12 protein-coding genes and 1 pseudogene are annotated in these 15,345 nt (G+C 41.8%); 4 read left to right on the plus strand and 9 right to left on the minus strand.

All coding sequences use genetic code 11. The annotated features are described in order from the left end of the window. Positions 1 to 13 precede the first annotated feature (13 nt). Positions 14 to 1,528: a PAS domain-containing protein gene (locus MHI16_RS18285; protein ID WP_058013290.1), complete on the minus strand. Its 1,515-nt coding sequence runs from the start codon at positions 1,526 to 1,528 to the stop codon at positions 14 to 16. 318 nt (positions 1,529 to 1,846) lie between these two features. Here MHI16_RS18285 and MHI16_RS18290 point away from each other — a divergent pair, with 318 nt between their 5' ends. Continuing rightward, positions 1,847 to 3,184, plus strand: coding sequence for an amino acid permease (locus MHI16_RS18290; RefSeq protein ID WP_058013289.1), 1,338 nt, complete (start codon positions 1,847 to 1,849; stop codon positions 3,182 to 3,184). Between the two features lie 31 nt (positions 3,185 to 3,215). On the opposite strand, the gene MHI16_RS18295 is transcribed toward MHI16_RS18290, so the two are convergent. The 7 genes from MHI16_RS18295 to MHI16_RS18325 all read right to left on the minus strand — a co-directional run bounded on the left by MHI16_RS18295 (position 3,216) and on the right by MHI16_RS18325 (position 10,545). Continuing rightward, the gene (locus tag MHI16_RS18295; protein ID WP_342498029.1) at positions 3,216 to 4,322 is read right to left on the minus strand and encodes a DNA alkylation repair protein; all 1,107 of its coding nucleotides are present in this window, start codon (positions 4,320 to 4,322) and stop codon (positions 3,216 to 3,218) included. A gap of 90 nt (positions 4,323 to 4,412) precedes the next feature. Further along, on the minus strand, positions 4,413 to 5,741 hold the full coding sequence (locus MHI16_RS18300; RefSeq protein ID WP_180309809.1) for a GntP family permease: 1,329 nt from the start codon (positions 5,739 to 5,741) through the stop codon (positions 4,413 to 4,415). A gap of 24 nt (positions 5,742 to 5,765) precedes the next feature. Beyond that, positions 5,766 to 7,310 (minus strand): gluconokinase, encoded by a 1,545-nt coding sequence (gene gntK, locus MHI16_RS18305; protein WP_061410054.1) that lies wholly within the window; start codon positions 7,308 to 7,310, stop codon positions 5,766 to 5,768. A 184-nt stretch (positions 7,311 to 7,494) separates the two neighbouring features. Then, positions 7,495 to 8,352, minus strand: coding sequence for a MurR/RpiR family transcriptional regulator (locus MHI16_RS18310; protein ID WP_342498030.1), 858 nt, complete (start codon positions 8,350 to 8,352; stop codon positions 7,495 to 7,497). A 92-nt stretch (positions 8,353 to 8,444) separates the two neighbouring features. Then, entirely contained in the window at positions 8,445 to 9,380 is a 936-nt protein-coding gene (locus MHI16_RS18315; protein WP_342498031.1) for a nucleoside hydrolase, read from the minus strand. 97 nt (positions 9,381 to 9,477) lie between these two features. Continuing rightward, complete coding sequence (locus MHI16_RS18320) at positions 9,478 to 9,960, minus strand: DUF1433 domain-containing protein (protein ID WP_058013283.1); 483 nt, start codon at positions 9,958 to 9,960, stop codon at positions 9,478 to 9,480. A gap of 84 nt (positions 9,961 to 10,044) precedes the next feature. Next, positions 10,045 to 10,545, minus strand: a complete 501-nt coding sequence (locus MHI16_RS18325; RefSeq protein ID WP_058013282.1) for a hypothetical protein — start codon at positions 10,543 to 10,545, stop codon at positions 10,045 to 10,047. Positions 10,546 to 10,674: 129 nt separating this feature from the next. On the opposite strand from MHI16_RS18325, the pseudogene MHI16_RS18330 reads away from it, so the two are divergent. From MHI16_RS18330 to MHI16_RS18340, 3 genes and pseudogenes are all read left to right on the plus strand, one after another. Then, positions 10,675 to 12,158 (plus strand): annotated as a pseudogene (locus MHI16_RS18330) (lipase). Between the two features lie 12 nt (positions 12,159 to 12,170). Beyond that, positions 12,171 to 12,581: a hypothetical protein gene (locus MHI16_RS18335; RefSeq protein WP_268466911.1), complete on the plus strand. Its 411-nt coding sequence runs from the start codon at positions 12,171 to 12,173 to the stop codon at positions 12,579 to 12,581. A gap of 82 nt (positions 12,582 to 12,663) precedes the next feature. Continuing rightward, a complete protein-coding gene (locus tag MHI16_RS18340) occupies positions 12,664 to 14,340 on the plus strand; it encodes a hypothetical protein (protein ID WP_061410062.1) in 1,677 nt (558 codons plus the stop codon). A gap of 14 nt (positions 14,341 to 14,354) precedes the next feature. Here the strand turns inward: MHI16_RS18340 and MHI16_RS18345 are convergent, their stop codons facing one another. Then, entirely contained in the window at positions 14,355 to 15,254 is a 900-nt protein-coding gene (locus tag MHI16_RS18345; protein ID WP_058013279.1) for a LysR family transcriptional regulator, read from the minus strand. Positions 15,255 to 15,345: the final 91 nt, after the last annotated feature.

Below are 15,345 nucleotides of genomic sequence, written 5' to 3' on the forward strand. Positions count from 1 at the left end.
CGGTTTTTGATGATTAAATACTCTTTGAATAGGCAACTAGGCGCTGAGACATGTGGTTCACTTCATCGACTGAAGCATTTACTTGCTCTGTTAAAGCAGCCTGTGTTTGTGTAAGAGCTGTCATGTTCGAAATGTTTTCAAGAATTTCATCAATTTGTGTTTTCATTTCCGTTAAACTAGATTCGATATTCTCCGTTGCATTGGCACTGTGAAGCGCCAGTTTACGCACTTCATCTGCAACGACTGAGAATCCTCTTCCTTGTTCACCAGCTCTTGCTGCCTCAATCGCAGCATTTAGACCAAGCAAGTTCGTTTGGTTCGCTACTTCTTTGATCAAGTCAGAAATATTTTTCGTCTCATCTGCACTATTTTTTGCTAAATTGGCAGCAGATGTTGACTGCTCCTGTGCGACAGCAAGCTCTTGCGCTTGGTTTGTCACAGAGCTGATGCCTGATACCATCTCGCTGATTGAACTTGATAGCTGTTCTACTTGTGAAGCCATTTCATTCGCTGTTTTCTCTTTGTTTTTTTCTAACGTGATGTCACGAATGGTTCCAGCCACACGAAGAGGAACACCTTTTTCATCACGAATGGTTTCACCACCGGCATGATACCAGCGATACTCGCCATTTTTGCTCTGCAATCTGTAATCAATATCAAATGGTGTGCGTCCAGAGTGATCATTTAAATGATCTGCAAAAGCTTGGAGAGCTTTTTCTTGATCCTCAGGATGCAGGCGGTCGCTCCAGCTGCTTAATACGTTCGGGAAATCCTTTTCGTCCGTAAAACCAAGCGTTTTTCTGAATTGCGGGGACCACCAGAACTCGTTATTCGGGTTGACTGGATCGCCGGCCTCTACGACCATGTCCCAAGGAGCCTCCACAAGCGCACGGTTGATTAAGTCATATCTCGTCACGAATGCTTGCAGTTCTTCTTCTTTCAATTTCTGATCATGAATATCAAAAAGAGCTCCCGCCACACGAAGAGGGACACCATTTCGATCACGAATGGTCGTGCCAGTTGCTTTGAACCAGCGATAATCTCCGTTCTTCAACTTCAAGCGATATTCGATATCATATGGTGTACGTCCCGAATGATCCGATAAATGCGAAGAGAATGCATTTAGGGTATATTCTTGTTCATCCGGATGAATTCGAGATGCCCAGCTGTCTAAAACGTTCGGAAAATCGTGCTCGTTTTGAAAGCCGATCATTTTGCGGAAATCATCCGTCCATGTGAATTCATTTTTTGGATTGACTGGATCTCCAGCGATCACGACCATATCCCATAAACCAACTTGAATGGCTTTTGTCACTAAATTCATCCGCATTTGAATATCTTCATTTACTTCCTGCATCTTTTGCAAAGCTTCATTTATTTGGGCTACTGCTTCAATCGTTTGACTTGAAGAGAATGCAGCAGTATCTATTCTTGCTGAAAGGTCTCCCTTCTCAATTCGTTCTACTAATCGACTGCTCTCATTTAAAAGGGTTCCCGACGATGAATCATTTGCTTTTCTCATAAACATCTTTCATAACTCCTTTCATTCCTTCATACTTTTTTGAAATATTTTACAGTTATAAACAATTCTTTATTAGGACTTTAGTAATACAAAAGATATATCGACAAAAACTGAAAATTGTTTATGTCAGAATGAAGGCAAATGTTCATTTTTTCACGAAGTTTCAGATTTTGGGGATGGGTCATGAATGGATCTATGGAAAAAAACGGCTCATTTGATAGAATCAACCGCCTTTTTTGTCTGAAAAATCTCTTTTTTTATATTGACACTGACGTCTCGAAAAAAGAAAATGGAACATAAGCATTTTTAAAAAAGGAGAACGTTATGAGCGCGAATCAGGAACAACAAGAATTAAAAAAGCTTTTATCACCGCGTCACATTCGCATGATTGCATTGGGCGGGGTCATTGGTACAGGAATCTTTAAAGGAAGTGCCGATACAATCGGTTTAGCAGGTCCTGGGGTTATCTTTTCCTATGTATTTGCTGGATTATTATTGCTCATCGTAATGGCAGCCTTAGCTGAAATGGCGATTGTCTATCCGGGAAATAACCTTCGCGACCTGATACAGATTGCGCTTGGTCAACGTTTTTCATTTGTTGTCGGCTGGGTTTACTGTTTCATGTGGCTCACTGTGTGTGTCATCGAGATTATTGCGGCAGGCAGCCTGCTTCAATACTGGTTACCGAACGTGCCGCTATGGTCACTATGTTTACTCTGCTCTCTCTTAGTCATCGGAATTAACTTAAATAATGTAAAATACTTTGGTGAAATTGAGTTTTGGTTCGCTGGAATGAAGATTTTCGTTATTATTGTGTTTATTATTCTTGGTGCAGCTCTATTATTTGGGATCATTCCGAACGAACAAAGCACATCGGCACTCACCAACTATCAAAACTTCGTCCCGAACGGATGGGGTGCGATCTTTGCCTCTTTATTAGTTGTTATTTTCTCTTATGGGGGCTCTGAATTGATCGGGCTGACCATTACAGAAACAAAGGATGCCGAAAAGGTCTTACCTGGTGTTGTTAAAAGTATGATGTGGCGTATTATCTTATTTTACACTTTGCCGATTTTGATCATCTGCGGACTCATTCCTTGGAATCAAATTGATCCAAATAACAGTCCATTTGTTCAAGTCTTTTCAGCAGCCGGTATGCAAGGCGCCTCTCACTTCATTAATTTTGTATTGATTACAGCGGTTCTATCGGCGGCCAATTCTGGCATTTATGGAACAACGAGAATGATGCATTCTCTCTCTAAATCAGATGGCGGTCCGAAAAAACTGGCACAGGTCAACAAAAGAGGCGTCCCCATTTTGAGTTTATGGGTGACCGTTCTGTTTCTTCTCATCGGAACATTCTTTGCTTACTTATATCCAGAGCAAATTTTCAGTTATATGCTGGCTATTCCTGGTTTTGCTGTTTCACTTATTTGGATTAGCATTTGCATGGCACATCTGAAACTTCGCCCGAAATATCCACAGGAGCCGTATTTCAAAGTGTGGCTGTTTCCGTATTTGACATTATTTGCAGGTCTTGTGTTAAGTGTGAGTTTTGTGATGTTTCTATTCAGAGAAGAAAACTTGCCTAGCTCGATTATCAGCATCGGTTTCTTAATCGCAGCCATCATCGCTTCATTCTTAATGAAAAAGAAGGCTTAAACACTAAAACCCGCCATTGAGGCGGGTTTTTTCATAAACTGCTGTCTTCTGTCACTTCAAAATCAACAGACGCTTTCGGTATGCCGTTGATGATGATTGTTAATGTATGAGTCCCCTCGTAATGTTTTCTCGTCGTCATATTTTGAAAAGACTGTGACCTGACGAATTCTCTCTGTAACGTTGCGTCTGTTTCAAACTCTGTGATTTTAAATACCTTCTGATTGCGGGTCCCCCGAGCCTTGACGTAGTCTATGGCATACTCTACACGCAGCTTTAGCGGCTTATCAGCTTGTAGGGTAAAACGAAATGTCATTTTCTCTCCGATTCGAATAGGATCTTGTACAATCTTCAAATCCGTTACTTGAACGGATGGATCGTCCCCATAGCCAAACAACGCCATAATAGCTGGATCTCCTTTTTTGAGTAAGGTACGAGATGCATGTTTGACAATCCAGTTTGTATGTTTGTTGGTTCCATACCAGCTTTGAACCGTCTGCTTCATCAAATCTGGCTGAATTGCAGAGATATCATTTAAATGATTCGCTACACTTTTTTGCACATACCGAGATGGGTCAGCCTTCAAGTTTTCCAAAATGGGCAGCGTGACCGAAGGATTCTTTTTAAGTGAAGGGACAGATAAGCCCCATGGCAGACGCGGTCTGCAGCCTTCACTAGCCAGCCTCCGCAAATGCTCATCTTGATCCTGAGACCATACGAGCATTTGCGCCAGCATTTTGTCCTGATCTTGAATCAGAAATGGCCGAACGGCAAATTCAGAAGTGGAAAAGGGTGTGAAGAATTCGAGCGCCTTGATCGAGATGTCCCAGTTTGCAAGGCCGTACGTCTCGACGTAGTCTGGAAATACGAGCGCACTAAGCCCTGAAAAATGCGGGGCTGCCTGACGCAGTACCTCAATTGTCTTCTCATAGTTTTGAGGCAGACAGGCATGCATCGATTCAGTGACTCGTCGCATCCGCCCTTTTAACTCAAGCTGCTGCCAATCCTCTTGAAATACGAGCCGCTTGAATCGCTCAGCATCAAATCCAGACGAAGCCTGCGCAAGTTTCTCCGCTAATTCTTGGATAAATAATTCATTGTACACATGTTTTAATGGTTCGATCGTGTCCGCCTCCCACATCTCAATATTATTATTTTACCCCAATCTGAAGAAAGTGGTATCACAACACACAAAAACAGCCCGACTCATATGAATCAGACTGCTTGTTCGCTATATAAACATATTAATCATCATAATAAATGCAATGGCACTAACGGAAATGATCGTCTCCATAGCCGTCCATGTCAAAAACGTCTCTTTAATGGTCATACCAAAATACTCCTTGATCAGCCAAAAACCAGAATCATTGACGTGAGATAAAATTAACGAACCCGCTCCTGTTGCTAACACAAGCAGCTCCCTGCTCACATCCGGCATAGTTGCAGCAATTGGTGCTACAATACCTGCTGCCGTCATCATGGATACCGTCGCAGATCCTGTTGCCACACGAATCACTGCAGCAATCAGCCAGCTAAGCAAAATCGGTGAAATCGGCGAGTGTTTGGCTAAATCTGCAATATAATCACCAACACCCGAATCAATGAGCACATTGTTGAAAGCTCCGCCTGCTCCAATAACAAGCAAAATGGAAGCGATCGGACCTAAGCACTCATTACTAAAGGAAAGCACCCGGTCACGGCTCATTCCTTGCATAAAGCCAAGACTGAAGAAAGAATAAACCGTTGCAATCAGCAATGCTGTTATCGGGTCTCCGATGTACTTGAATACCTGAAACCACATATTGTCCTCTGGTAAGATGATGTCCGCCAATGTGGCAAGAAGCATCAGAATCACCGGCACCAATATGGTAAACATCGTATTCACAAAGCCGGGGAGTCTTCGATCTTCATTGCGTTCAGTGAATTGCTTTCTCAGCATCTCCGGAACGGGTTTATGTATACGTTTTCCAATCCACTTACCATACAGCGGTCCAGCAATAATCGCTGTCGGCAATCCCACAATAATAGAGAAGAAAATGGTTTTCCCCACGTTGGCATGATAGATGCCAACGGCTGCCATTGCCGCTGGATGAGGCGGGACTAGCCCATGCACGACAGACAGGCCAGCGATTAACGAGATCCCAATGGTCACGAGCGAGATGCCTGTTTCAATGGCAATTGTAAAAAGTAAAGGAATGAGAAGAACAAAACCGACCTGGAAAAAGACAGGTATCCCCACGATAAAAGCAACAAACATCATTGCCCAATGCACATTTTTCGTCCCAAACCGCCCGATTAGAGTTTGCGCTATTCGCTCTGCTCCCCCTGATTCAGCCATCATTTTCCCAAGCATGGTACCAAGCGCTAGAACAATAGCCAGCAATGATAACGTATTGCCTAATCCCGTTTTAATCGATTGAATGATTTCCTGCAAATCCATCCCCGTCGCAAAGCCTACTAGCATCGAAGTAATAATTAAGCTCACAAACGGATTCAACTTAGCAACTGTAATGAGAATGAGTAAAAGGACAATCGCCGCAATCACAATGAATAAAAGCATGTTCTCCCACCTTTTCCCTGATGTTTAACGATTTTGTTTTAATTGCAGCGCACTAATGACATCAAATTCATCCTTCAGTTTGTCGTAGAGGCGCTCATATAAATAAAACAGCTCTATGTAAGTTTCATTGTTCTTCATATTAGGTTCATGACGAGCAGAGATTCGAATCCACTCTTGAACCTCTTCTATCTCTTCCATATGACCTAAACTATGAAGTGCAAGGACAGCAGCCCCCAGTGCTGACGCCTCGTAGCTTTCTGGAACAAGCACTTCTCTACCCATCGTATCCGCTAAAATTTGCCGCCACAGCGGAGATCGTGCAAATCCGCCCGAAGCTCTGACATCCTTTGCTGAACCGGTTAAATCTCTTAAGGCAACACCGATCGAGAAAACACTCATAATGACGCCTTCTAACACAGCTCTAATAAAATGCTCCCGCTTATGCTGAAGACCGATTCCAAAGAAGGTGCCTCTCGCATTTGGATTCCAATAAGGTGCACGCTCACCTGATAAAAATGGCAGAAACAGCAAACCCTCAGAACCAGCTGGAACCTTTTCCGCGATATCCATCATCAGATCGTAAGGGTCCACCCCTAGACGCTTTGCTACCTCAACCTCTGACGACCCGAATTCATCCTTCAGCCATCTCAGCATGATCCCGCCATTATTGGTCGGTCCTCCTACAACCCAATGCTTATCTGTCAGGGCATAGCAGAACGTTCTTGATTGCTCATCTGTAATTGGTTTGTCCACAACCGTACGGACCGCACCGCTTGTCCCAATCGTCACAGCTACCTCTCCTTGACCAATCGCGCCCACACCTAAATTCGCTAGAACGCCATCATTCGCACCAATGACAAATGGTGTATCTTCTTTAATGCCCATGCGCAGTGCAATCTCTGGCTGAAGTCCTCTCAGTTGATATGTCGTTGGGACAAGTTCGGATAGTTGACTGGCTTCAATTCCAGCAATACGAAGCGCCTTCTCATCCCATTGAAGCGTTTCCAAATGAAACATGCCCGTTGCTGAAGCGATTGAATAATCGACGACATACTGACCGAAGAAATGATAAAGAATATATTCTTTGATCGAAATAAATTTTGCTGCCTTCTTAAAGACATGTGGTGCCATTTCTTTCATCCAACGTATTTTTGAAAGCGGTGACATTGGATGAATCGGAGTACCTGTCCTTTTATAAATGTGGAAGCCATCCATATCTGATTTAATTCGTTTCGCTTGTTCTGCACTTCTGTTATCTGCCCAAATGATACTGTTCGTTAGCGTCTTTCCATCCTGATCCATCACAATTAAGGAATGCATCGCTGTACTGATCCCGATGCCTATAAGATTTTCTTCATCAAATGCTGCTTCCGTCAATGCACCTCTTACACTCGCAATGACGGCTTCTAATATCTTCTCAGGGTCCTGCTCAACCCATGCTGGCTGGGGCTGAATGAGCTCGTAAGGAACTGAATGCTTCGATAATACCTTCCCCTGAGGTCCAAACAGAACCGCCTTTGTACTTGTTGTTCCTATATCCAAACCAATTACCGCCTGGTTCCCCTTCATCTGTATCACGCCCAATCATTGATTTGAAGTCACATATGTAGTTTTTGAATGCCTGCTAAATCCCATTATAAAAATAATTTTTTCGACATTCAACGACCGAAAAGAAAATTATTTTCAATAAAAAGCTCACAATCGTTACCACATCAGCATTTTTCATTATCAGAAAAATTTATTTTTGGAATCATTACACCCTTTTTTGTGAAATGGTTTCTCGCATTTGTTTTAAATTCGTTATTGTTTCCTGCTGCCTTAAATGAGCAAGTGCAAAATATAGAACGTCAATGACCGTCAGCTGAGCAAGTCTTGCGGACATTGCTTCTGTTCGAAAAGCCGTTTCTTGCGTTGCTGTATACAACGTGACATCTGCAAGCTGGCTCAATGGAGAGCGCTGATAGCTTGTAATGCCAATGGTTTTGGCTCCTTTTTCCTTTGCAGTTTTCATCGCATCAAGCAAATCTTTATTACGTCCAGAATGAGAAATACCGATCACTGTACTGTGCCGGTCAAGAAGACCAGCAGACATCGCTTGAAAGTGAGAATCTGTGTGAACAATACAGTTGATGCCTGTCCTCATAAATTTGTGAAAAGCGTCAGTCGCAATGAGGCCAGACCCACCACTCCCATAAAACTCTAAGCGTTTTGCTTCATGAATGATTTGGATGGCCTTTTCTACATCCCCTGGATTCAATAATTGAAAGCTATCCTTTAATGCAGATATATTCTTCTGAAAAACCTTTTGCATAAAAACAGCCATATCATCATCAAGACTCATTTCTTCATCTACATAATTAGGCTTTGTTTGGTCTATTTCCTGGGCAATAGCAATCTTCAAATCTTGAAAGCCCTCAAATCCAAGCCTTTTACAAAGACGAAAAATCGTTGCCTCTGAGCTTGCGGTCTTTTTCGCAAGTTCCACGATAGACAAATGGATGATGTCGCGGGGCTCACTCGTAATATGTTCTGCAATTGCTTTCAGCTTTGGCGGCAACCCTCTGCTTGCTGCTCGTATTTTTTCAATACTACTTAAACTAACAGAAGCCAATTGACTTCACTCCTCCCTTATTCATGTGAACGCATACATTTCCTCATGTCCCCATCTTATAAAAAAGAAGCCTGTTTGCACAGACTTCTTTTTTAAGCGCTCATTGTTTTGATCAATAAATCAAAGAAAGCGTCAGCATCTACATCCGTACACACTTGAACGTTTCGTTCTTTCTCCCATTGATGCTGAAAATCACAGATCATCTGTCCATCACAAAGCTCACTCTTCGTCTCGACATCCACATGAAAGGCCTGTATGCTTACGAGCTGCTTGTCAATGGCAAGACTGACAGCAAGCGGATCATGCATGGCACACGCCCATACACCATTCCGCTCAAAATAGCGCTGACGGTAAATGCTTGTGCTCTCTCTAATATAATGGGCTACTGTTTCATTCTGAATCGCATCGATTCTTTCATCCGTAAGCAAGACCTGTCTCGTGACATCTAATCCCACTTGAGTTAATGTAGGGTACCCTGCATTCAGCACTAACTTTGCCGCTTCTGGGTCTGCATATGTATTAAATTCCGCAACCGGCGTGACATTCCCCTGTCCTTCAACGACACCACCCATAAAAATGACTTCTTTCACGTGATGAATCAGCTCGGGACACTTTTTCACTGCAAGGGCTAAATTCGTTAAAGGTCCTGTCAACACAAGCGTAACCTGCTTCGAATACTGCATCACCTGGTCGATGATAAAATCAGGCGCAAAACCAGCATCTGCTTTTTTCATAGGCTGAGCATCCTTTAAAGCACCGCCAATCCCATCCTCTCCGTGCACCCGATGTTCATAATGAGGCGCTCTTAAAAGAGGCGTTGCTGCACCTTTGATGACAGGAATATCATCTGCCTCAACCAGCTCAAGCACTTTACACGTATTCAATGTAGCCGCATCGACAGACACATTCCCACACACCGTTGTAATCCCCAACATATCAAACTGCTCACTTTTCACCGCCAGCAAAATCCCAATCGCATCATCAATTCCAGTGTCTACATCTAAGATCAATTTCTTTTTATTTGCCATGGTTGAAATCTCTCCCTTATTTGAAAGTGTTGTTAGGGGAATGATAGCATATTGCTTTGGTCATCATTTTAGAGAACAAACGGTTAACGAATGTTTTTTACTCTTTTTCACCAACATCTTTCAGATATTGTTCGCGTTCCTTTTTGGGAAGACTTTTCAAGAAATTTTCTTTTAATTCCGGTTCATCTTTATATTTTTCCCAGTCCCTGAATCGAATTGATAACTCGTATGAATAACTCATTGAACCTATCTTTTTAGACCTATATTGTAGGGATGCTGAAAAATTGTACTTTACCGGCTCATCATTCACATACCCGTTAATAACAATATCCCCCATGGGATTAATAGTCACATCTTTTTCGAACGTAATAGATTTTATAAAGTTGTGAATGTCTATTTTATGTAAATCTTCTTCGATTTTTGGTTTCATCTTCTCTGCAAACTCTTCTGCTTTTTCTTGATCGCTTTTTTCTTGCACTACATCATCTGACAGACTCTGATTAATGTACTGTACAATGAACACAGTTACTGAGATGATAACGACCACAATAATGATAGAAAACTTCATTGTATTTTTCATAAAAAGCAAAAACTCCTTAATGAACTTTTAATCAATCTATCTATGAAATTGGCAAAAATAAAAACAGGTAGGTGAGTACCTGCTTTACTCTTTTTCTCCAATATCCTTAAGATACTGTTCACGTTCTTTTTTAGAAAGGCTATTCAAAAAATCTTCTTTCACTTGTGGGTCAAAATCAGCCCAATTCTCGAATCGGTCTGATAAATCAGAAGAGATGCTCATAGAACCGACTTCATTAGATCTATATTCTAATGATGCAGAAAACTCAAACCTTTCTGGCTCGCCATTCACATATCCCCTCACTCTTATATATCCCATTGGATTAATGGTTACTCCTTTTTTAAAAGATATAGTTTCAATAAAATTATGAATATCCATTTTGTGCAAACGTTTTTCTATTTTCGGCTTCATTTTCTCTGCGAATTCTTCTGCCTTCTGTTGTTCACTTTTCTCTTTTTCTTGCACGATGACCTTTCCTCCAGATTCGTTTGTTTGAGATTGCTTACCTTTTAAAAGAAACAATGTAACTGAAATAATAGTAATAAGGGTAATAAAAACAATCAAAAGTTTGATTTTTTTCTTCATATGAAATATCTTCCACCTTTTAAAAGTTATCATTCATCTCTAAATTACTTAATTATTAAAAAATTATAATAGATATTTATTTCTCTCTATAATATAATATTTATGATAAAAATTACAGGAGTGTAAATATTGTCCTATACGAGCTCAATTAATCAACTTAGCGATAAAGATTATAATGATATATCGTCAGAGTCTTATGATATTTCTAATTATACATTTCCGAAAGATATACGCTTAAAAAGCGGTAAAACCATGTATGTCATTGACCATTTAGAAACAAAAAAAGGTCTTAACGCTCTAACCCTAGTCTCAAGAGAGGATTATCGTAATTCTAACAAAGGCAAAGACCTCACCAAAATCAAAAACGCAGTCATCGCCTACCGCGGGTCAGAACCGATTGGCGCTGGCCAATATAAAGATACCATTAAAAAACATGGAAAAAAGAGTCAGATGATCTTCTTTCTACCATTTTGACGAAGCCGCCTCCTTTTCGTCAGTCACAGACGTCAAAGGAAGTCACGACGAAGGTGGCGACAGGGACAACGACCTATACAAATGAGATTGTGCAAGATTGGCTGATATCAGATACAAAGTATTTGATTAAAAATATTCCCTTTGAACATGGTACAGAGAATCAAATGGTTCAAGCAGATCGGTATGCGAAAGAAATACATAAGAAAATGCCAAATGCCAAGATGTATGTGACAGGTCATTCACTCGGCGGGTCGAATGCGTCCTATGTTCTTGTTAAAAATGATTTTATTAAAGGCGGGGTCACCTTTGAGAATCCGAATATTTACCCCAATCTATCGGATGGCCTCCAAGCCAAAGCATTAAAAGGTGATTACCGCAGTAGATTAACAGAATATATCAATCTCAATGACGGGCTTTCTCTTTTAAATCGACATACGACAGAAATCGGTCGTGTGAAAGTGATGTATGATGCCGCTTTACCTGAAGGCGTCGATTACTCCGAGGACCCCTCCAAAGCCGTCCAATTTATGAAAAATCTCCTCAATCGGGCAATGAGCGTTAATCCTTCATTGGATGCAAATTTGTTTCTTGAAGCCCTTGCTGGCAGCCATGGCTTAGATCGGTATGCCTTTCCATCAGATGGCTCCGTTGAAACCATTGATGACATGTTGAGAAAAAACCCTTCTCTCACTGCCGCCATGTTACATCAATTGAGTCAGTCGAATGTTCATCCGCAAAGTGTGGTGGCAATTTTAATCAAGTCCCATGTTCTCATGAACACAGGTCGTAAATTCTCGACATATGCCGAGCACCATATGCAGCAAATTATCCGCAAAATCGAGAAACTCGATGACAAAGTGGATCAATCTGTGGAACAGGTACGCTCGAGATACAAACAGATTGTTGGCTTTGGTTCCTATGATCAGCTGACGGCTTCTGATGTGGATGCCGTGATTCGTCATTTAAAAACGGAGGGACTTGAGAATGAGTTCTATTCCGTCAAAGAGTATGATACAGCGATTGATAGCGCGATGAATATAAAAAGGTGGCTGGACTCAATATCAGATGATATGAGCCAGCTAGGGAAAGAATACCATGATGCAGATACAGCCCTAGCAAAGAATATGGGCATTTCATAAGGAGAACGAGGAATGGAATTTTCAAAGAAACAACCAACAGATGCAGACCGTTTTTTGCAACGAATGACAGATACGCATACATCAAGCTCCGTCTTTTCTCAAACAAACTTTCGCACTGAAGACATGACACCAGGAGAACTGGCTGCTTTGAAAGCAAAGATCAAAGAAGAGCAGAAAACAGCGCTAAGCAGAGCCATCCGGCATCAGCTGCAACATGAATTTGCAGAAGACCGCCAAGAAGCGGGAAAAATTTTAGATCTAATTGATGAACTTCAGAACAAAGTGTATAAACATCAAAAGCGCATCCATTCGCATATGTCAGGACAAGCCATTGACGCTTTAACAGAGAAAATCGAGCAAAGACTCAAGTTTTACGAACTGAAAGAAGATGTTCAATCCGCCATCGACTCGATTGGCATTTAGATGAACCTTCCGTTCGATGAATCTTTTCCCCGTCTCACTCGTATATACTAAAAGAGTAATTGATTTGAAAGGAGATCTGTTTGTGGGATATATTTTGTTATTTTCGGTTGTGATCGGTCTTGTCTTGACCCTCTTGCTCACACCGCTCAGATTAATCGTTAGAAAGAAAGGGACAGAACAGCAGGTTCCGCTTATGTGGATTGCAGGCCTTGCTTTACTGTTTATGGTCGGAATTTTTGTATTCTATTACATCACCAATTTGGATCGCAATCCTTCATCCCTCTGGTTGATTGGACTTGTTGTGACAGCAGCAGGCGCCTTTTTATCAGTTGGATTGGAGCGTAAGATCAAAGGCGTGCTGTTTCTTATTCTCTTACTGCTCGGTGTTTATATGTCGACAGCTTTTCTATTCAATGCGAATGAGAAATTTGATGTCTCCAAAATGGAACAAAAGGTAGAAATCAAAGCGTTTGATGAGACGGAAACACCTGCAAGTGTACCGCCTCAATTTGCTCGGAACAAAATGAAGAAATCGTTCGGACAGGTTCCGAACACAAGCTACTATGAGCTTGGCAGTCTGCAAATCCAGAAGGTCAACGGTGAGTATGTATACATCGCCCCAGTGGAATTCTCGGATTTCTTTAAATGGATTCGTTCAGGGAGTACGCCGGGTTACTTTACATTAAGTGCGACCGACTCATCTGCCAATCCAAAGTTTGTGAAAACAGAGATGGTCTACACACCTTCCTCTTATTTCAACAAAGAAATTGAGCGGCATATCCGCCTTCAATACCCTGATTTGATTTTCTACGGCGACACACAGCTGGAAATCAATGATGATGGAAAGCCTTATTACATTCGTACGTATGGCGATTTTATCTCTGCCCGAAACGGCTTTAAAGCTTCCGGCGTGGTCGTTGTTGATGCCAAAACAGGTGCAACGAAGAAATATTCGCTAGATCAAGTACCTGCTTTTATTGATGGCGCTGTTTCACCAGAGGCCGTTAGTCTGCAAAACAGCTATTTCGGAAACTATATTCACGGGTTCTGGAACAGCATGTTTGGAAAATCAGATGTGAAGCTGCCTTCAGATGAAGGAACAGAAGCCAATGTGAGTCCAGTATTTGATTCAAAAGGAGATATGTACTACTTCACAGATTTCACAAGTCCGAAAGAGGGCGTTGATTCGATGCTTGGATATGCCCTGACAAATGCCCGAACAGGAAAAGCGACTTATTATACCGGTAATCTTGAAGCGTCCTATATGGATTCTCAAGGCGCTCTGCAAATTATCGAGAAACGTTTCATCGAGAAGAAATGGAAAGGCCGCATGCCGATTCTGTATAATTTCTATGGAGAAGCCAGTTGGCTCACGCCGGTTCTCGATTCAAATGGATTCCTGCAAAACTACTTTATCGTGTCGGCAGCCAATCCAGAAATCGCTGCGTACGCTTCTACACCAAACGAAGCACTGAGAGCCTATAAGACAGCTCTGCAAAAAGGCGGCGGTACCGTTAACAGTTCCTCTAAGCAGGAAAAGAAAGAAACTACAGGGAAAGTCAAACGAGTGTATAAAGAAAAGACCGGTGATTATACAACCGTCACCTTCCTGCTAGACGATGGAAAAAGCTACACCATGTCATCTGAAAAAGAACCTCTCGTCATTTATTTAAAAGAAGGCGATCAGGTCGCCATGAAATACACAGATACAGGTGAAATCTTCCTTCCAGTTGATGAAATCACCATTAAAGGGTTATAAAAAAGATGCTTCTCCTACCGAGGAGAAGCATCTTTTTTCTCTTTCCTTAACAATTCAACAAGCAATTCCTTATTTTTATTTCCCCCTGTCATAGGTGACTCGACATAGGAGAATTTTCGTTTGAAATCCATTCCTCTCACAGAAAGGACAGCCAATTCCCCCCCAATGCTGCCTCGCTGGAGGACATATTTAGATAAAACAGAAAGCCCCATTCCATGAATTACAGCCTCTTTAATCGCTTGATTGCTGCTAAATGTTACAAATGTCCGGGCTTTCAGTCCATTTGATTTCAGGACGTGCTGTAAGTATTCTCCGGTACCTGATCCCTCTTCTCTCGTGATCCATGTTTCGTTTTGCAATTGATCAATCGTGACATCCTTTTTCTTAGCAAAGGAGTGATCTAATGGTGCGACGATATAAAGCTCGTCTTCTAGAAAAGTTTCCACTGTCAATTCTTTGTCATTCGTCTGTCCTTCGATCAAACCGATGTCGACATGGAATAAGCGGACATGACTGGCGATCGCCTCTGTGTTATCAATGACCACCTCAATGTCCACATGCGGATAGAGCTGATGAAACTCTGCCAATATTTGCGGCAGCACGTACTCTCCAATGGTAAAACTCGCCCCGATTGTCAGCTTCCCTCTTGCCAGATGATGATGCTCATAAATATCCTGCTTCGCCTGTTCATATAAACGAATGATTTGTTTTGATCGATGGTACAGCATATCCCCAGTTGGTGTAACAGTTAGTTGCTTTGGCGAACGATTGAGCAGAACGGTCTGGAATTCCTGCTCCAAGTTCTTAATATGAAGACTGACACTCGGCTGAGAAATCCGCAGCTTTTGGGCTGCCTTTGTAAAGTTTTTCTCTTCCACAACTGTCACAAATGTCTTCAGTGCATCGTAATACATCGGTCCCTCTCCTATCAGAAATCTTAATCCAAAACCTTTCTTATATATATCTTACTAATTCCTTCCCAGTGCGTAAAGAAGCGCTTTACTG

The sequence above is a fragment of the Bacillus sp. FSL K6-0923 genome (genome assembly GCF_038630825.1).
GTDB classification, from domain to species: Bacteria; Bacillota; Bacilli; order Bacillales; family Bacillaceae; genus Bacillus; species Bacillus pumilus.